We start from the raw sequence: 17098 nt of genomic DNA, 5'->3' as shown, positions 1-17098 counted from the left end.
TCTCCTGTCTTAAAATTGATTTCGGCAAAAGGTCAGTGTAATTGAAATTCTCCTGAGCAGGGAGACTAGCTAATAGCACTGCCGACTGCATCGAAGTAGCTACCGACTTCTGCAGCCAAAGAGGAACAATCACCACTAGTAACAGACTCTTTGCGTTGAGATGCAGTGTTGGTAACAAAAGCCACAGCAGCAGCCTTCATGATGCCAACAGCCCGGCCAGTATTACCAGTGGGAACGCCCAAAGCAGCGTAGGTTTCCTTAAGACCATTCAAGCAGCGGTCAGCCAGTACAGAACTATCTCCGCTGAGAACGGCGTAGCAAACATAACGCAAGACGATTTCGCCATCACGTAGACAAGCAGCCATCTTGCGGTTGGTGTAAACACCGCCACCAGGAGCAGTTAAACCAGGGCTTTCGCAAACGATACCAGCAACCGCATCAGTAACGATACAGCTAGCATTGCTGGCAATAAAATTTACAGCATCAAGGCGCTTGTTGCCATCAGCAACAAATCCCTTCAGAGCCTCTAAATCAGCACCACCAACAAATCCACCTGCGGAATCGGCAGCAACTACGGCTTTTGAAAAAGCGTCTAGCATTAAAATCTCCTTATCAATAACAAGGACTTAAAATTATTGGTCTTGTCGTTCATCAATTGACTAACCAATTTAGACGATAAAAGCTATTTGACACTCTAGTCCCATTTATGAGAAACAAAGCAACAAAACATTACAAAAATTTCCTTCTATCGGTCTAATTGTATACTTTTGTATCAATAAACTTTTAACTGTTTGCTTAAGTGCTAAACCGTATCGTCAAGATCAGGGTCAATACCTGCTGCTCTTAACTGCTCAGCCAGCCGAGCCGCTCTAGCTAAAGCGGCTTGAGTTCTTTGGCGCTCCTGCTCAACTATAGACTCTGCTTCTTCAGCACGTTGTCGCTCTTGTTCAGCTCTTTCCCTTTCTAGAACAGCTCGTTCATCACCAATCAGCAACAGATTTCCTTCCTCATCCCACCACCTTAGCCATAGTTGAGTTTGATTCTGATAACTTCCTTGCCATAAGCCTAGTTCTACACCCAACGGTGAAATAGAATAATGCCCTCGTTGATTAGGGGTTAATTTCTGATAAAACCCACTGACCAAGGTATAGACTTCAAGAGAGCCGTTGTTTATTTGATAAATACCATAGTAGGGAATTCTGATAATTTGCTCATATACCCAAAACTTCCCTGGCTTAGTTACTTCTCCTTGATTCGAGAGGGATAACGGGGTTTTGTCCCGTTCTTCATCCCCATTGCCACTGGCAAATTCTAAAGCAATTAATGGTGCTATATGTTCCCGCCACACCACATAGGAGCGACGAATTTTACCATCTAGCTGAGGAGGGACATTGGGAACATAGAACCAATCAGGTGCTTCGGCTCCTTTCTCAGGTGGGTCAGTTTCTCGCCAGTAGATACCACAGTCTTGCCCAATAGCATATTGTCCATCAGGATGTCGCTGTTGTAATATCTCTCCAATCGAATCCGTTAGAATTATGCTTTGGGGATGCTCTTGAAAGTTTTTCACAAATGTACCATCTGACTCCGGTAGCTGGGTGTGGTCAGGGAAAGGCGGAGGTAATTTGACTCTAGGTACTGTCTCAGTCATGATCTGGCCTAGACTATGGCGGTGATAATTCTCTATATTATCCTGGCTGCAAAGCGTGTGATAGGCGATCCCAATTACCAATTACCACAGCATGATTAGTCCTTAGCACACTAAAGACGCTCTTCCAAGGTGACTAATGACTAATCCTAATGATTAATGACTAGTAACTGCTTTAGTAACTGCTTTCTCCCGAATCAACCAATCTGAATCATTAGCTGCCAGCTCTTGACCACTGGTATCCCCTAACTGCTCTAATGCGATTAAACTGGCATATTTCAAGTTAAAAATCTTGGTATTGAGGCTGTCTTTGAGTAAGGGAATTGCCCGTTTATCCCCTAAATTCCCCAAGGCAATAGCAGCAGCAGCACGGGATTTTTGAAACTGGGGTGCTTTATTGTGTAAGGCTTCCACTATCAAATCGTAGGCATCAGCGTATTTGAGCCAGCCTAAGAGTTTGACCACATGGTAGTGAGCACCATAATCGTTATGGGCTTTGTCAGCATAGGTAGCCAGTAGGGCTTCAGCGACAGCATCTGGGGATAACTTCAGCAGAGTTTTACTGCCTAGATAACACCGCCCAAAATCTGTATGGTATAGCTCGTTAATCAAGAATTCTAAACTGGGCATTTGGTCATATTCATGAACCAGCTCTAGGTGATCAGGATGATCACGAATCACTTGATCGAGTGATGGTTCGATCTCCTCAAAGGTGATATTACCGGCTGGCAACCCAGCCTCTGCCAAGAGGCGAATTCCTCGTATTCGAAAGACCATGGAAATGGGACAGGTGGCAATTTTCGGAATTCCTTGGTAGTATCGGGCATCAATCAGGTCTTGAATACAGGCTCGTCGGGCATTGACACTAGAGTGTTGTAGGAATGCCATCACTTTGTGCATTTCGGTGGTATCCCCTGTGAACCGACAAACCGTTGCGATCGCAGCACTGGCTATGGGTTCATTATCGGATTTAGTAAAGGTCTTAATCTTCTCAAGGGCTGGTTTATAGTCCAGTGCTGCCAGAGTTTGGATAATCACCCGATAAGTCTGACCTGGCTTCTCCAGTAGCTGGGCAATTTCTTCGAGAATTTCCGGATCTTGAGTACCAATTTCCCCAATTGCCCAGACAGCATTTTCCACCGTGTAACAATCCTCATCCCCTAGACATGAGCGAATGATGGGTAGGGCTACAGAGGCTTTCAGACGACCTAAACTTTCTACTGCCTTGCGTCGAGCGATACGATGGTACATTTCTGAGTTTTGCTCTTGCACGGTTTCCATCAAGGCATTGATTGAGCGCTCGGTGTCAAAGTTAATTAAATGGGATGCAGCCAGATAGCGATCAGATGGGTCTTCCAGCTGCTCTAAGGGGGTCTTTAAAAGTGCGATCGCTTGATCTTCGGTCAAATTAAATATATTGGCAAAACGTTTATCCATCAGTGATTTAGTAGTGATTTAGTAGTTATTTAGCAATTAACAATAGGTTTTACTAAGTAGTTTAGTTGGTTTTCCCCCCTAACTTCCCAAAACAATTAGGGGACTCTTTGACGGTACTCAACCAATTCAGGCAAAGCAACGTACTAAGAGTCCCCAGGTGCTGATCGAAATGTTAGTCAATCAGCGACGGATTTTAACCGTGATCTCCTTAGGACAGGGAGTTGATTACATAGTCGAGGTAAGTTTTGTACTCAACCAAAGCTTGAGGAGACATGTCACGAGGAGCACAACCGCGATCGCGAGTGAACTCAAGAGCTGCGATATAGGGAGGGGTAGGTAGGTTCAAAGAACGGTAAACTTCACGCTGACCAGCAATACCCCACTCATCTAGAGGACCAGTACCGCCAACAACCAAGCAGTAGTTGATCAAGCGTAGGTAGTGACCGAGATCCCGGTAGCACTTGTCAACTTTGACTTGAGAATCCCCAGCTTCACCAGATTCTTTCAGGTAAGGATACTTCTTAAAGCAAGCATCACCAGCTTCTTTGGTTACAGCATCAATGCCAGCTGCTAGCTTTTCAGCAGCTTCCATACGAGCAGCAGCCCGTTGCAGGCTACCTTGAACAGACTCAAGGTCAGAGCTGCTAGGGAAACGGCCTGCCGCATCCGCAGCAGTAACAACTGTGGTTATAACTGATTTCATCTTTATATATCTCCTGAATGGGTTTTGACAAAGATTATACTTAGCTTTTCGCTTTCCCAGCTCGCTTTGGCAGGAGCTTGGTTATCTTAGGCAAAAGGGAAAGACTAGCTGATAGCAGCAACTACTGCGTCGAAGTAACCAGCAGTTTCAGCAGCTAAGGAGGAACAATCCCCGGAAGTGAGTTCAAACTTGCGCTGGCTAGCGGTGTTGTTAACGAAAGCAACTGCAGCCGCTTTCATGATTCCAACAGCACGAGCTGTGGAGGTAGTGGGTACACCCAGAGCGCTGTAGGTTTCCTTGAGACCATTCAGGCAGCGGTCGCTGAGTACAGAAGCATCACCAGCCAAGATGGCATAGGTCACATAGCGGAGGATGATTTCACCATCACGCAAGCAAGCAGCCATGCGGCGGTTGGGGTAGCAGTTACCACCAGCTTGAATCAAACCAGTGTTTTCGCAGATCATGCCAGAAACAGCATCGGAAACTATGCAGCTGGCGTCGCTGGCGATAATGTTGACAATATCAAGGCGCTTATTACCATCAGCAATAAAGCCTTTTAGTTCAGCCAGGTCTCCAGCACCTAGACATGCGGTTTTGCTATCTGCTGTAACTACAGCTCTGGAAAAAGCGTCAAGCATTGAGATCTCCTTAAAATTAAAGGTACTTAACTAGTTTGCTATCTTGCTTGTCATTTATCAAATTTGACCAGCTGATTATTATGATTAGCGGATTATGGGGACCGCAGTCTCATTTATTAACAACAAAGTAATAATCTGTAATATTCGTCACAAGGTCACCAGTCGATCACACTGGAGTCGGTTAACCGACTCGGCAGCTATATACAAAACTTAATAATTGGATGTACCTAACTGTGATATATTATCCTCCATTACTGCCTACTCCAATTAACCCAAGACTAAAATACGTCAACTAATTGGTAAGCATTAAGCTATAGCAGAAGTCAGAAGTCAGAAGTCAGAAGTCAGAAGTCAAACTCTTGCGCTTACTTAGGTTTGAGACTTTTGTCATGTCCGCGCCTGCCCTGGCGACTGCTATATAAGCTTATGCGCTACGCGCACGCTACGCGAACAGCGATCAGCGAACAGCGAACAGCGATCAGCGAACAGCGATCAGCGATCAGCTATTTATGCGCTACGCGCACCCTACTTGAGGTGCCAAAGGCTGACCACTGACCACTGACCACTGACTACTGACTACTGACCACTGACGGCTGAATGCTTAGCTATAGACTGGTTCAGTGGGGGGGGTTCACGAACGTTCATCAAATCTGGTGCGGAAACTCCCGTATTTTATCCAGTATTGTTTGAGGTCATGATGAGGTGTATGTAAACTCGCTTTAGCTTGATACAAAATAACTTGGCGATGGGAGCCAATCCAAATTTTTTTAATGGGTTTAACGGATATTACACTTCCTCCGAGACTCTCGACACATTCCGAGAATCGTTCAACCGTTGTATATTCTACCGTCTCAAAGATAAAAAAGTGACCGGAGCAGATCAAATGTCTGCTCCTAATCCAGCACTGCATCTTTTTTTGAGCTTTTGGCGGTAGCATTAGCTGTACACAAATCATCCTCAACTCTATTATTGGTAATTAAGATTATCGGTTAATGGTTTTATAACAAAGGGAATAGGGAGTAGGGAGTAGGGAGTAGGGAAGAGACAACAAAAATTGTCACAATTCATTTAGAAACCCTATAGGCTTTAGGCTAATAACTAATAATCCCTTTAATAATTATTTAGAGAGTAGCAATAAAATACCACTTTTAAGTTTGTCGGGTGGTAACAAAAAGTTTGGTTATTTTGAGTAGTCTAGATTAGAGGATTTTTTTACTTACCCTAATTTACTTAGTATTTGTTGGTATTTGTATTAAAAGCCAATCCCTTGTTGCTGATAAATATGGGCTACAAATCCGCGCTACAAATCCGGTAATTCGTCAGCAAAACTTTGCCGTTTATCAAATCGTAAATGACCAGCTGCTGAGCCCCATACGTGCTCATGAGTATTGACATCCATACCCTGATCTAGGCTGTTCCAAGTTGTTTCAGTCAATTCCACATCACTGACCAGATAAGTTTTACGCCCATTACGTTGGATGAAACACTGGCAACCGGGTTCTACACTGCCACGAAACATGTCACCTTCTCGCCAGAAAATCATTGAACAGTTGTAGCGACGTTCTATAGCATCAGGGGTGATGGTTTTGAGAATATCTAGTTCTCGTGCCGCACCGGCATAAAGAACTGGATCCTTAAGGCTGTAATTTTCTATATAACTATGATCACCTTTATCAATCAGGCGATGGACTCCCTGACGGTAGGGACTCCAAAGATCATAGTCATAGGCTTGCTCAGAGTAGAAACCAATACCCGAAAAGAAATCAAAGGGCAAGGGGCGAAAGAAAACATGAATGTGAGCGTAAAGCTGAGGATTATCAATCGCTTGTTTTTGGTTACTAAAATCTCCAGCCATCCAACTAGCTAGAGTCAGTAAATTACTGGTAGTTTTATCGGTAGTACTAGACAACATTAGTGTATTAATCTATTGAAAACTTAGAGTTAAACAAGATTAAAAAAAATCTAAATTATGACCTTAACTGTTCAAGCTGCTAACTTTCACCCCGATTGGGATAAGTCGCGGATTTCTGAAGAAAACGAGGCTGTAGTCACCCCTTGACCAGAACTGGTTTTAATCAAGGAAACCCGAAAACGTAAATTCGGTGTGGCAAACCAAATCCGTTCTTCAGCAGCTGCTCGGTCATACTCCGTTAGCAAAGTGAAGGTACCATCTTCAGTCAGGTGATAGTTGCCCACTGCTGCAATGGTCTCGGCATAGCCTTGCTCTCTGAGCAGTTTTCCCCGATCGGGGTTTTCAGGATCGGGGATAGGGACTAGAACGCAACTCCCAGACTGGATGTCCTCTTCATCCCAATCTGATTCACCTTCCCAACTCATGCGAAAGGGATGCAAGGCAGTTGTGGGATCAATATCGTATAGTTTGCAAATGTCAATCACAGCTGAGTCATCAGCCTCAAGGGCAACGATATCAATAGTTGAGCGTATTTCCTCAAAGTGACTAAACGCTAAGTGATGACCGCTGCGTTGCGATCGCCAACGTCCAATAGAACGTTCTATAAACTCAGTAAGCTCCATTTGCTATGTGTAGTTTGATTTAAAAAAGTTAACAATTTTGTTTGCGTATAGCAGCTGAATCCTCAGCTCAATGGTGTTGTACGTTACGCAAACCTAGTAAATTAGAGCCTTTACCCGGATTTACACCTTCAGTTATACACCGTGGCTCCAATCCTTCAACATTAGTAATTGTAAACTTTTATGACAGTTATGTGTGGAAACCAGAACTAGTATCAACGAAAACATAACAGTCAACTGTTTACAGTTAACCATCAACAGGATTTATAGCATTTATCATAGTAATGAGGTACACAGGATTGGTTTCCTATTCCCTATTCCCTATTCCCTATTCCCTATTCCCTATTCCCTATTCCCTATTCCCTATTAAAGACTCCCGACTCCCATTAACCCAGAACGAAAGTACCTTACCCAATTGAGAAATGCTACGCTAATTATCAAACTTTTTGTTCCACGCCAAATCCTACTAGCACCACCTTGTCTAGAGGTTCGCTTTCTGGAGGACGCTGGTAATTAATAATTTTGCGGATTCTTAAGTTGGGATTGATCAGGCTAATAGAATCAACAGATACCACACGGGTATAGTAGGTGGTCATCAAAAGTTCTAGTTTATTGGTATCGAAGCTAAAATGAGCGACTTTAGGTTTAGCTTCTTCGTAGGCGCGATCGCGTAAATAATCTCCCTCTATAATCATTGATTCTTCGACCTGAGGGACAAAAAGCATATTCAGTTGTTGGGACACCCGTTCACCTTTTTCAGAAACTGTTTCGAAACCAAGATGATAACCACACAGGTCATTGATATTAGGTAAGTCAGGTTGCTGATTATCTATCAACACCTTAGTTTTGAGGGGAGAAGACAGGGGTTCAATGGTGAATTCTGTACGGGAGCGCTCTACCTGCTGGTGAGTCAGATCGTGATAGGTACGTTGTGCCACCCAGCTTCCTACGCAGCAATCAAAGAAGTATGTGAACTACCCCGACCTACTTGGCCTATGGCCACGCTACGCGAACGTTGAGGTCGGGGCTTCCAGCTTCACGGAAGAATGCCGAAGGTGCGCTTTCCGTAGGCGAATTAAATTCGCCACGGTTCGCACCTCAACTTGGACGGACGTCCACGTCTTGGTCTTACTTCTTCTCCACTGGCGTTGACCTCCCCCGTCCCAGAGGAGGATAGCATTCTGATCCCTTCTGCCCTAATATTTTTTGCCGCATTACCATCTCTATCGTGGTGAGTTCCACAACTTGGACAAGTCCAAACTCTTACATCAAGCGGTAACTCTTTGATTTGATAATGACAATTAGAACAGGTCTTAGAGCTGGGAAACCAACGGTTTATCTCAACTAACACCTTCCCCTCCTTTTCGCACTTATAAGAGAGGAAGTTTACAAAGATTCCCCAACCTAGATCAGAAATTGCTTTAGCTAGTTTATGGTTACGAACCATGCCCTTGACATTCAGGTTTTCGACTACCACTACTTGGTTTTGATCCACTATCTTTCTAGATAGCTTATGTAGGTAGTCTTGGCGAACATTTCCAATCCGTTCGTATACCTTAGCTACAATTTTTTTTGCCTTTTTGCGTCCATTGCTACCTTTTTTCTTTCGGGCAGCAATACGCTGCTTTTTCGCCAGTTTATTTTCGGACTTTGCTAAATGCTTGGGATTCCCAAATTTAGAAGTTTTTTCGCCATCGTAGGTGATCGCAAAATCTTTAATACCTAAATCAATGCCAATCACTTTACCATTAGTAGATGGCTTTGTGTCGTTCGAATCGTATTCCATCAGTACAGAGGCGTAGTATTTACCAGAAGGAGTCTTACTGACTGTGACAGTTTTGATTTCCCCGTCTAGTGGTCGGTGGATTACTGCTTTAACAACTCCCAACTTTCCGGGAAATTTGAGGCAGTTACATACCTGTTTTACGTACTGTGGATATTGGATTGATTGACGGTGATGATATGATTTGAATTTAGGATATTTAGCTCTACCTTCAAAAAAATTTTGATATGCACGGCTAAGATTGAGACTGACCGATTGCAAAATCTGAGAGTAACAATCTTTTAGCCATACGGTTTTCTCTTCTTTTTTGAGTTTTGGCAACATAGCATTGAGTGCAGAACGAGACAATCCTTTCCCAGTTTTCTTGTAGGTTTCTATGCACTGATTTAGCGCATAATTCCACCACCAACGAGCACAACCAAAGTGCTGAGCAAGTATATGAACTTGCTCTTGTGTGGGGTAAATTCGGATTTTTACGGCTTGATGTCTCATTCTTTCTGCATTTGCTATCGACCTACATATCAGTATATACAATTCGTGATAAATCGTCAAGGGATTCGGCCAAGCCGACCCTTGGCCTATGGCCACGCTACTTGAGGTGCGAACGGCAAAAGTTTTTGAGGGGGCGAAATTCCCCACCTTCTTACAAGGTGGGGAATTTCGCCCCCTCAAACTCCCCCTATCTCGTTAAATTTGGATATGGACATGATTTTGTTAATTAAAATATTTTAAAATAACTATTTTTAAATTGTTAATATCTATTCTATTTTTTATAGTTTTAATTATGAGGTATTGGTTTAGCTAAATTGTTTCAATTTATTAATTAAATGATCGAAATAATCTGCTATTGTCTCTGGTTCAGATAATCTCTTTAAACTAGCTGCCTTTATCTGTTCTAATCCTGATACCATTGCGGGGATTGGAACTTGCATTTCTTTGTACAACAAGTTCATATAGTGCAGTCCTTCAGCACTAGTAAACTCGGTGCTACTCCCAGCAATTCCATAGGTAATACAACGGAGGAAATGCCAAAAATCTCGCCAACAGGCTTCTGCTCGTGGGGCAGGATAAAGACTACCCCCTGGTTTAGTAATATCAGGATATTGAGCCAATACGGTTTCCCGGGCTTCGGAAACAATATCAGAAGCGTTATCCCGCAAAAATTTGGCTGTATTGATTAAGGGCTCCTTATCTGGTGAACAGGCTTTAATATGGTGCAAGTCATCATCGCTAAGATAGCGACCATGATCATCAGCTGCCTGGAAATGCTGGATAATCTCTGGGGGATAGGAGTCTTGCCAGTTGGTAAAGCTGACAATTCTGGCTTTGGTAATTAGCTCTTTGAGATAGTCGCTTAATTGAGTCGTCATGGTTGATTTTTGTTTAAGGTTGACGGTTTCAGATTGTTCGCATAGCGTGGCCGAAAGGCCAAGGTTGACCATAATTATTTAGCTATCAGCTATCAGCTATCAGCTATCAGCTATCAGCTATCAGCTATCAGCTTTTGAATCAGGACTTACGGACAGACTCCATGGGTAGGGTGGGCAAGGTTTTGCCCACCCTACAGGTAGCGTTAAATTGAGGGATTTGCGTAAGTCCTATGAATAAAACAACTAAGCATTGGTTTAATCTGAGTGAAGTCCCAGCGTCGAAACCTGTGCCAAAAAGCACCTCAAGTAGCGTGAGCCTTTAGCTGACGTCTGTTCGCGTAGCGTGAGCTTTTAGCTCACGGCTGACGGCTGACGGCTGACGGCTGACGGCTGAATGCTTAGGCTTGACCTTAGCATGTCATCAACGCAACGGTTAACAAAAACAAAAACTATAAACTGAACTAGCCTTAGCTTCTCCTAGTAGCTAAGGCTAGTTCACTTGATGAGAATTATACTAAATTATGATAATCTTTGATTAAAGGTATTAAGAAATGTAAAAAAAGCTGGCTCTGTAGTGCTATGGACATCCGCCAAATCGAAATCTCTCTCAAAAGTCCAAATGCCCAGGATCGCCTCAGGGCACTTACTGCTTTGAGAGAGTATGGTTCAGATGTAGCTGTTCCCCTACTAACAAGTAAACTCAAGGACCCAGAGTTTTTAGTGCGCTCCTTTGTGGCCATGGGACTTGGGAATAAACGGACTGACGAGTCCTATGCTGCGTTGTTAAATTTGATGCAATTTGATACAGATCCCAATGTAAGGGCAGAAGCTTCCAATTCCTTGTCTAAGTATGGAGACGTGTCAATATCTCATCTGGTCACGACCTTTCAACAGGATGATCACTGGCTGGTGCGCCGTAGCATTCTTGCTGCTTTGGTGGAAATGTCTTGTCCAGAAGAACTCTATACTATTTGTATTTGCGGCTTAGCAGGGGAAGACCCAACTGTCCGAGAAGCAGGAATTGATGCCTTAGGTTTACTGGCTGGTACTATTAAGCAAACTGAGGCATTGCACCAAATTCTGGCTCTGAAAGATGCACAATGGTGGCGTATTCGGATGCATGTTGCCCGTGCCCTCAAACGATTTGATTCCCCCGATGCTAAAGCGGCATTGGGAGAACTGATGAAGGATGAAGAGCATCGGGTGGTAGCTGCTGCTTTAGATAGTTCTCTCTAGAGCATCGGTTTGGTGATCAGATTTAGGGAGTAGGGAGTAGGGAGTAGGGAGTAGGGAGTAGGGAGTAGGGAGTAGCAAAGCAGCGCCTACCTGTGGGGGTTCCCCCATGATCGACTGCATCAAGACATTGAATTTACCTAATAAGTCTGAGAAATGCTATATAAAAATGACAGATAAAGATTTCATACCAAGTTGCGCTCAAACGTACAACTTTCTCTTCCCCCAATCTCCCCATCTCCCCATCTCCCCATCTCCCTATCCAACCAATCTACTATCTTTGAATGCAACTCGGTATCACAAGGAGTGCGGCTCGTGATGAGTTCTGAAAATTGGTTGTATGCCATGCTTAATTAACAACCGTATTATATGGATTGGATAATACAGGAAAGCCAGCACTCTAGGCAGGGAGAGTAACGCCCAATCCGCTTCGTTGGGCATGACGGTAACAAACAAACTGTTTTTTAGCCAATGGAGACAGTACATTACTCTGTCATGCAGACGCTCTCTCATGCTGAAGTAGAAGCGATGATTGTAAGACAAGAAAAAGACCCAAAACCCTTTTGCTTCTGAGAGCTTAGGTGGCTGTTCAAGGTCACGGAAAAGCTGTGATCGTACTTGGATAGCGAGGGATTGGGAGACTGGTTGGGCTTGCAATTTATTTAAGACTATCTGTGGCAACGTGACTCCCAGCAAATCCCTGACTAGGCAAAGGTCAAGCAAGAGCATGCGTTCACAACCGAGCTTTTGAGCCTCTGCCAGTACTCTGCGCCAATCTAACTGGGGATGAGTACGGAGTAGTTGAGCAACGTCGCATAACTGAGCCAGACGTACACTCCAGTGACAACAGTCTTTGCCCAATTGCACACAGAGAATTAACAGCATCTGTTCTGGCGAGATAGTAGAGACTGTCTTACCAGCAAGAGATAGAGGCTGAAGATGCGATCGCAAATACTCAAAATCTAATGGCAAACAGAATAAATCGGGTACAATCCCCTGGTGAAGGTCAATACAAACTCGACTCTTTTTATCCACAAAGTGATACTCCCAGCCCAGGTCTTTTTGCAATTCATACCCTTGAGACAAGAGTAATTCTTTAACTCTCGGGATGTCGTGGTGATCAACCAGGATGTCTAAGTCACCGAACTGCCGCAGCCCCAGATTGCCGTAAACGGAAACAGCAAGGGTAGGCCCTTTGAAGGGGATAGCAGAAATTCCGTGTTTCTCCAGAAGAGTCAGGAGGTTGAGTAGTTTCTGAATGAGAAATGTGTTGTGTACGACTAAGTGCTGGAAATAATCTCGAAGTTGTTTGAGGATGTTCTGGGGAACCAGGTCTGGGCAGGTATTTTTGAGACTATGGTACAGCAGCGGTAAGACTTTCTGACGGCGAGCTGTTTTGAGCAGATAAGTCCAGTCGATGTCTTGCTCAAGCAGTAAACCTTTGATAGACTTAGCAGTCGCTTCGTCGATGCTGGTTCGGACACAGTAGAGGAGTAACTGGAGTTCTGGTTTAGTTTGGAGTTCTCGGTTAGTTATCGATACTGATGCTATATTAGTTAATGGGGTTAAAGTCATCATCCAAAGTTAATCTAAAAACTCGCGCTGTAGAAACCACCACCATCCATGTGGCGGATAGAATGGCACTTAAGACTTTAATTTTCCCTTTAAAAAAAATGGGAAAATTAGCGAATTACGGCTCAAAGGTAATTAAGTGAACTACCCCGACCTAATTGGCCTATGGCCACGCTACGCGAACGTAGAGGTCGGGGCTTCCAGCTTCACGGAAGAACGCCTTAACTTGGACGGACGCCCACGTCTTGGTCTTACTTCTTCTCCACTGGCGTTGACCTCCCCCGTCCCAGAGGAGGATAGCATTCTGATTCCTTCTGCTCTGATATTTTTTGCTGCATTACCATCTCTGTCGTGATGAGTTCCGCAACTCGGACAAGTCCAAGTCCTTACATCAAGCGGCAACTCCTTGATTTGATAATGACAATTAGAGCAAGTCTTAGAACTAGGAAACCACCGGTTTATTTCAACCAACATTTTACCTTCTTTTTCGCATTTGTAGGAGATAAAATTTACAAAGGTTCCCCAACCTAGATCAGATATTGCTTTAGCTAGTTTATGGTTACGAACCATGCCCTTGACGTTTAAGTTTTCGACTACTACTACTTGGTTGTCATCGACTATCTTTCTAGACAGCTTGTGTAAGTAGTCTTGGCGGACATTTCCAATCCGTTCGTATACCTTAGCTACAATCTTTTTGGCTTTTGCACGCCTATTACTACCTTTTTCCTTCCGGGCAGCAATACGCTGTTTCTTGGCTAGTTTCTTTTCGTATTTCGCTAAGTGCTTAGGGTTGCTGAACTTAGAGGTCTTTTCGCCATCGTAGGTGATTGCAAAATCCTTGATACCTAAATCAATACCAATCACTTTTCCATCCGCAGACGGTTTTGTACCTTGCTCTTTCAGAGCCGCTCCGCGAACAGACTCGTATTCCATCAACACAGAAGCATGATATTTGCCAGAAGGAGTCCTACTGACTGTCACAGTCTTAATCTCTCCGTCTAGTGGTCGATGAATTACTGCTTTTACAATCCCTAATTTCCCAGGGAATTTAAGACAATCACCTACCTGCTTGACTTTTTGCGGATACTGAATTGATTGACGCTGATGGTATGACTTGAATCTAGGATATTTTGCTCTACCTTCAAAAAAGTTCTGGTAAGCGCGACTAAGATTGAGGCTTACAGACTGCAAAACTTGAGAGTAACACTCTTTTAGCCATTCAGTCTCTTTTTCTTTTTTAAGTCTTGGAAGCATGGAGTTGAGCGCAGATTGTTTCAGACCTTTGCCAGTTTCCTTGTAGGTTTCTATACAGTGATTTAGCGCATAATTCCACCACCAACGAGCACACCCAAAATGTTGAGCAAGGATTTGAACCTGTTCTTGAGTGGGATAGATTCTGACTTTGACGGCTTTGTGTTTCACTACGCTTACCTGCTTCTCGACCTTTGTTAATATTATATGTGTTTCGTATTAACATGTCAATTCTTGGGTCTTTCAAACTAGGCTATCGTCTCGCTATCAATCCTAGAGACGCGCGCCTTAGTAGAGTGGAGCCGCGAATCTTACAGTTTTAACCCTTTTCCTCATAGCTGACCAACCATAAAGGCGACCCTCTACTTACGGTAACTTCAACACCCTGGAAGAGGGTGGGGAATTCCGCGAGTTTTGTTAAAATAATCTATTCAGTAATTGATTACTATTTACTTACTACTTACAGAAAAAACTGGGGTTTTCAGTACATTTAACTAGTAAGTGTGCAAAGTTTTGATGAAGTACCTTGCCATATAACACAATAGGGATTAGTCTTTACCTAATCCCTATTGACTGGCAGCGCTTTCCTTGCTAATGCTTTGACAGGGTGGCAAGGAAAGCTTCCCCATAAGCATATGCGCTACGCGCACGCTGCGCGAACAGCGGCCAGTGATCAGCGGTCAGTGGTCAGCGGTCAGCGGTCAGCTTTGTGGCATAAGCTTCCAGCCTGTGACTTCACTGAGATTAAACCAATGCTTACCTGTTGTCTTGATGCAGTCGCTCATGGGGAGGGGCTGCCTGCGGAACCTGCGTCCGCGCTGCATCGCTGAAAGCCCCGTGGAAAACCCCTTTGGCGGCGCTGCATCGCTTATTCAAAAACTCTTCCCCTAGCGGATTAGCACCTCAAGTAGCGTGCGCGTAGCGGATTAGCTGATAGCACCTCAAGTAGGGTGCGCGTAGTGGATTAGCTGAATGCTTACGCTTCCCCTTAGGTAGATTTGGGTGCCTTAGTCAGGCAAAGGTTAGCTCAGACAAAGGTTAGATCAGCCAAATGTTAACGATTATTTCTTTGTCTGGGAGAAATGAGACAGGAAGTATCGCGATACTCTATGCTCAGTAAGGGTTTTACTATGTATACGAGCAATATAAATGTATCAGCCTTTCCTGGACTATCTGGAAAAAGAGCTATTCAAGCGGTTTGATTTAAGCAGTCAACCAATTCCCCCAGGCTTAGAACGCCAGGTAAGCGATCGCGCTAAACATCGGGCAATTATTCAAAGCTGGTGTTACCAATGCCCGGAATTGCGAAAGATTCGCTATACCTACATGGATGTTGGACCAGTCTCTCAAGTGTTTAACAGTGTGATATATCCCAGTCACTGTTACGATCTCCCTTTGCTAGGGATTGACTTCTTAGCCTTTGGCAAAAAGAAGATCCTGGTGGTTCTAGACTTTCAGCCATTGTTCAGGGATGAAGCGTATCAGGAAAAATATATTGAACCGATGCGAGTCATTCGCGATCGCTATCAGGACTTGGCACAAAACTTAGAAATGAAGTTTTATGATGCCAACCAGTACTTCTCTAAGTATCTACTGTTTGCCAAAATCGATTCCCTAGAGACAGTGAAAACAGAAGTCTTTGAGGCTTACAAAGACTACTTGGCGTTATATTGGCAAATGGTGGAGCAAGCTGAGCCTCTAACTGAGCCAGAAGATATTGAGCGCATTGTTAAGGCACAGAAAGACTACGACCAGTATAGTGCCGACAGAGACCCAGCCCATGGTCTGTTCAGCAGCTACTTTGGTCCCGAGTGGGCAGAGCAGTTCTTATATGAGTTCTTATTTGAAAATGCCATGCCTTTAGCCGTTAGTCAAAGCCAAACATGACTCTCTATCAGCCGTTTCTAGACTACGCGATCGCATATCTAAAAGAGCGCCTTGATCTACAGCCTTATCCCATTCCCCCTGGGTTTGAAAGCAAATTCGCAACAGTGGGGAAAGGGAAAAAGCAGCAAGATGTCCTGACCACCAGTTATGGCTTTGCTGCACCCAAAATCAGACAAATTCGAGCTGCTCATGTCCAGGGGGGAGCAGCATTACAGGTACTCAATTTTGTAATCTTCCCCCACCTCAACTATGACCTCCCCTTCTTCGGGGCTGACTTAGTGACCTTACCTGGTGGACATCTGATTGCCTTGGATATGCAGCCCCTGTTCCGAGATGACCCAGCCTATCAAGCTCGTTACACGGAACCTATCCTACCGATTTTCAAGGCTCATCAACAGCATTTGCCTTGGGGAGGAGACTTTCCTGAGGAAGCAACACCGTTCTTTTCCCCAGCTTTCCTGTGGACACGCCCTAAGGAAACCGAAGTAGTGGAAAATCGGGTGTTTGCTGCCTTCAAGGACTATCTGACAGCTTACTTAGATTTTGTGGATCAGGCAGAACTAATTACTGATTCCGAGCATCTCAAAGCCATCAAGGAAGCTCAACTGCGTTATCTGGGTTATCGTGCTGAGAAAGACCCAGCTCGTGGTATGTTTCAGAGATTTTATGGCAGTGAATGGACTGAGGAGTACATCCACGGTTTCTTGTTTGATCTAGAGCGGAAGCTGGCAAAGGCTTAAGCGTAGGATGTTAAAAATTAACCTCAGTTCGATGTAAGAAAGTGGTTAGTTTTTTCAGGAGTCAGGAGTCAGAAGTCAGGAGTCAGAAGTCAGGACAAGACTACAGAATTGATGGGAATAATACAGAATTTTATTGTTGATAAAACTCTGATTAATTGCCAAGTAACTGGGAAATAATTTATCTTGATTCCATTTATTATGACTCGATGCTCCTGACTCGATACTCCTACAATTTTAGAGCTTTTAATTGAAGGGGCAAGAGTTTAGCCTCCTCCATAGCAGCGATCGCGCCAAAGGCCAACAG

General features: G+C 44.0%; 19 protein-coding genes and 1 pseudogene. 6 read left to right on the top strand and 14 right to left on the bottom strand.

What is annotated here, in order from left to right; all coding sequences use genetic code 11:
- Positions 1-65: 65 nt before the first annotated feature.
- The 5 genes from F6K57_RS14810 to F6K57_RS14790 form a co-directional block, all read right to left on the bottom strand.
- Complete coding sequence (locus F6K57_RS14810) at positions 66-599, bottom strand: phycocyanin subunit beta (RefSeq protein WP_293025414.1); 534 nt, start codon at positions 597-599, stop codon at positions 66-68.
- 203 nt (positions 600-802) lie between these two features.
- Positions 803-1651, bottom strand: a complete 849-nt coding sequence (locus F6K57_RS14805; protein ID WP_293068784.1) for a Uma2 family endonuclease — start codon at positions 1649-1651, stop codon at positions 803-805.
- Positions 1652-1804: 153 nt separating this feature from the next.
- The gene (locus F6K57_RS14800; RefSeq protein WP_293068781.1) at positions 1805-3085 is read right to left on the bottom strand and encodes a HEAT repeat domain-containing protein; all 1281 of its coding nucleotides are present in this window, start codon (positions 3083-3085) and stop codon (positions 1805-1807) included.
- A 208-nt stretch (positions 3086-3293) separates the two neighbouring features.
- A complete protein-coding gene (gene cpeA, locus F6K57_RS14795) occupies positions 3294-3788 on the bottom strand; it encodes a class 1 C-phycoerythrin subunit alpha (RefSeq protein ID WP_293025420.1) in 495 nt (164 codons plus the stop codon).
- 104 nt (positions 3789-3892) lie between these two features.
- The gene (locus tag F6K57_RS14790) at positions 3893-4426 is read right to left on the bottom strand and encodes a bleomycin hydrolase (protein WP_293025422.1); all 534 of its coding nucleotides are present in this window, start codon (positions 4424-4426) and stop codon (positions 3893-3895) included.
- Between the two features lie 426 nt (positions 4427-4852).
- On the opposite strand from F6K57_RS14790, the gene F6K57_RS14785 reads away from it, so the two are divergent.
- On the top strand, positions 4853-4981 hold the full coding sequence (locus F6K57_RS14785) for a hypothetical protein (RefSeq protein WP_293068777.1): 129 nt from the start codon (positions 4853-4855) through the stop codon (positions 4979-4981).
- Between the two features lie 76 nt (positions 4982-5057).
- Here F6K57_RS14785 and F6K57_RS14780 read toward each other — a convergent pair whose 3' ends face one another.
- The 3 genes from F6K57_RS14780 to F6K57_RS14770 all read right to left on the bottom strand — a co-directional run bounded on the left by F6K57_RS14780 (position 5058) and on the right by F6K57_RS14770 (position 6961).
- On the bottom strand, positions 5058-5381 hold the full coding sequence (locus F6K57_RS14780) for a hypothetical protein (RefSeq protein WP_008184573.1): 324 nt from the start codon (positions 5379-5381) through the stop codon (positions 5058-5060).
- Between the two features lie 345 nt (positions 5382-5726).
- Positions 5727-6338: a chromophore lyase CpcT/CpeT gene (locus tag F6K57_RS14775; protein WP_293068774.1), complete on the bottom strand. Its 612-nt coding sequence runs from the start codon at positions 6336-6338 to the stop codon at positions 5727-5729.
- A gap of 86 nt (positions 6339-6424) precedes the next feature.
- Positions 6425-6961, bottom strand: a complete 537-nt coding sequence (locus F6K57_RS14770; RefSeq protein ID WP_293068771.1) for a phycobiliprotein lyase — start codon at positions 6959-6961, stop codon at positions 6425-6427.
- A 281-nt stretch (positions 6962-7242) separates the two neighbouring features.
- On the opposite strand from F6K57_RS14770, the gene F6K57_RS14765 reads away from it, so the two are divergent.
- A complete protein-coding gene (locus F6K57_RS14765) occupies positions 7243-7377 on the top strand; it encodes a hypothetical protein (protein WP_293068769.1) in 135 nt (44 codons plus the stop codon).
- 18 nt (positions 7378-7395) lie between these two features.
- Here F6K57_RS14765 and F6K57_RS14760 read toward each other — a convergent pair.
- From F6K57_RS14760 to F6K57_RS14750, 3 genes and pseudogenes are all read right to left on the bottom strand, one after another.
- A pseudogene (locus F6K57_RS14760) lies at positions 7396-7914 on the bottom strand (phycobiliprotein lyase); the annotation flags it as partial.
- Positions 7915-8033: 119 nt separating this feature from the next.
- Positions 8034-9233, bottom strand: coding sequence for an RNA-guided endonuclease TnpB family protein (locus F6K57_RS14755; protein ID WP_293068766.1), 1200 nt, complete (start codon positions 9231-9233; stop codon positions 8034-8036).
- A 305-nt stretch (positions 9234-9538) separates the two neighbouring features.
- The gene (locus tag F6K57_RS14750; RefSeq protein WP_364302916.1) at positions 9539-10183 is read right to left on the bottom strand and encodes a phycobilisome protein; all 645 of its coding nucleotides are present in this window, start codon (positions 10181-10183) and stop codon (positions 9539-9541) included.
- 459 nt (positions 10184-10642) lie between these two features.
- Between F6K57_RS14750 and F6K57_RS14745 the strand changes: the two genes are divergently transcribed.
- Positions 10643-11347, top strand: coding sequence for a HEAT repeat domain-containing protein (locus F6K57_RS14745; RefSeq protein ID WP_364302914.1), 705 nt, complete (start codon positions 10643-10645; stop codon positions 11345-11347).
- On the opposite strand, the gene F6K57_RS14740 is transcribed toward F6K57_RS14745, so the two are convergent.
- The 3 genes from F6K57_RS14740 to F6K57_RS14730 all read right to left on the bottom strand — a co-directional run bounded on the left by F6K57_RS14740 (position 11330) and on the right by F6K57_RS14730 (position 14338).
- Positions 11330-11455, bottom strand: coding sequence for a hypothetical protein (locus F6K57_RS14740; RefSeq protein ID WP_293025437.1), 126 nt, complete (start codon positions 11453-11455; stop codon positions 11330-11332). The genes F6K57_RS14745 and F6K57_RS14740 overlap by 18 nt on opposite strands.
- Positions 11456-11641: 186 nt before the next feature.
- The gene (locus F6K57_RS14735) at positions 11642-12922 is read right to left on the bottom strand and encodes a nucleotidyltransferase family protein (RefSeq protein ID WP_293068764.1); all 1281 of its coding nucleotides are present in this window, start codon (positions 12920-12922) and stop codon (positions 11642-11644) included.
- A 168-nt stretch (positions 12923-13090) separates the two neighbouring features.
- The gene (locus F6K57_RS14730) at positions 13091-14338 is read right to left on the bottom strand and encodes an RNA-guided endonuclease TnpB family protein (RefSeq protein ID WP_293068761.1); all 1248 of its coding nucleotides are present in this window, start codon (positions 14336-14338) and stop codon (positions 13091-13093) included.
- 398 nt (positions 14339-14736) lie between these two features.
- On the opposite strand from F6K57_RS14730, the gene F6K57_RS14725 reads away from it, so the two are divergent.
- From F6K57_RS14725 to F6K57_RS14715, 3 genes are all read left to right on the top strand, one after another.
- Positions 14737-14997 (top strand): hypothetical protein, encoded by a 261-nt coding sequence (locus F6K57_RS14725; RefSeq protein WP_293025441.1) that lies wholly within the window; start codon positions 14737-14739, stop codon positions 14995-14997.
- A 319-nt stretch (positions 14998-15316) separates the two neighbouring features.
- A complete protein-coding gene (locus tag F6K57_RS14720) occupies positions 15317-16054 on the top strand; it encodes a 15,16-dihydrobiliverdin:ferredoxin oxidoreductase (protein WP_293025443.1) in 738 nt (245 codons plus the stop codon).
- Positions 16051-16794 (top strand): phycoerythrobilin:ferredoxin oxidoreductase, encoded by a 744-nt coding sequence (locus F6K57_RS14715; RefSeq protein WP_293025444.1) that lies wholly within the window; start codon positions 16051-16053, stop codon positions 16792-16794. The genes F6K57_RS14720 and F6K57_RS14715 overlap by 4 nt, the downstream gene beginning before the upstream one ends.
- Positions 16795-17098: the final 304 nt, after the last annotated feature.

Origin of the sequence: Moorena sp. SIO4A5, from assembly GCF_010672005.1 — a bacterium.
GTDB lineage: Bacteria > Cyanobacteriota > Cyanobacteriia > Cyanobacteriales > Coleofasciculaceae > Moorena.
The sequence above is the reverse complement of the archived record's forward strand: the minus strand, read 5'-3'. Positions and strand labels throughout refer to the sequence as shown.

Bases quoted from the DNA above. Each gene is read 5' to 3' on its own strand.
- F6K57_RS14810 (WP_293025414.1), bottom strand. From the start codon at position 599: ATGCTAGACGCTTTTTCAAAAGCCGTAGTTGCTGCCGATTCCGCAGGT.
- F6K57_RS14805 (WP_293068784.1), bottom strand. From the start codon at position 1,651: ATGACTGAGACAGTACCTAGAGTCAAATTACCTCCGCCTTTCCCTGAC.
- F6K57_RS14800 (WP_293068781.1), bottom strand. From the start codon at position 3,085: ATGGATAAACGTTTTGCCAATATATTTAATTTGACCGAAGATCAAGCG.
- cpeA (WP_293025420.1), bottom strand. From the start codon at position 3,788: ATGAAATCAGTTATAACCACAGTTGTTACTGCTGCGGATGCGGCAGGC.
- F6K57_RS14790 (WP_293025422.1), bottom strand. From the start codon at position 4,426: ATGCTTGACGCTTTTTCCAGAGCTGTAGTTACAGCAGATAGCAAAACC.
- F6K57_RS14785 (WP_293068777.1), top strand. From the start codon at position 4,853: ATGCGCTACGCGCACGCTACGCGAACAGCGATCAGCGAACAGCGAACA.
- F6K57_RS14780 (WP_008184573.1), bottom strand. From the start codon at position 5,381: ATGATTTGTGTACAGCTAATGCTACCGCCAAAAGCTCAAAAAAAGATG.
- F6K57_RS14775 (WP_293068774.1), bottom strand. From the start codon at position 6,338: ATGTTGTCTAGTACTACCGATAAAACTACCAGTAATTTACTGACTCTA.
- F6K57_RS14770 (WP_293068771.1), bottom strand. From the start codon at position 6,961: ATGGAGCTTACTGAGTTTATAGAACGTTCTATTGGACGTTGGCGATCG.
- F6K57_RS14765 (WP_293068769.1), top strand. From the start codon at position 7,243: ATGAGGTACACAGGATTGGTTTCCTATTCCCTATTCCCTATTCCCTAT.
- F6K57_RS14755 (WP_293068766.1), bottom strand. From the start codon at position 9,233: ATGAGACATCAAGCCGTAAAAATCCGAATTTACCCCACACAAGAGCAA.
- F6K57_RS14750 (WP_364302916.1), bottom strand. From the start codon at position 10,183: ATGGTCAACCTTGGCCTTTCGGCCACGCTATGCGAACAATCTGAAACC.
- F6K57_RS14740 (WP_293025437.1), bottom strand. From the start codon at position 11,455: ATGGGGGAACCCCCACAGGTAGGCGCTGCTTTGCTACTCCCTACTCCC.
- F6K57_RS14735 (WP_293068764.1), bottom strand. From the start codon at position 12,922: ATGATGACTTTAACCCCATTAACTAATATAGCATCAGTATCGATAACT.
- F6K57_RS14720 (WP_293025443.1), top strand. From the start codon at position 15,317: ATGTATCAGCCTTTCCTGGACTATCTGGAAAAAGAGCTATTCAAGCGG.
- F6K57_RS14715 (WP_293025444.1), top strand. From the start codon at position 16,051: ATGACTCTCTATCAGCCGTTTCTAGACTACGCGATCGCATATCTAAAA.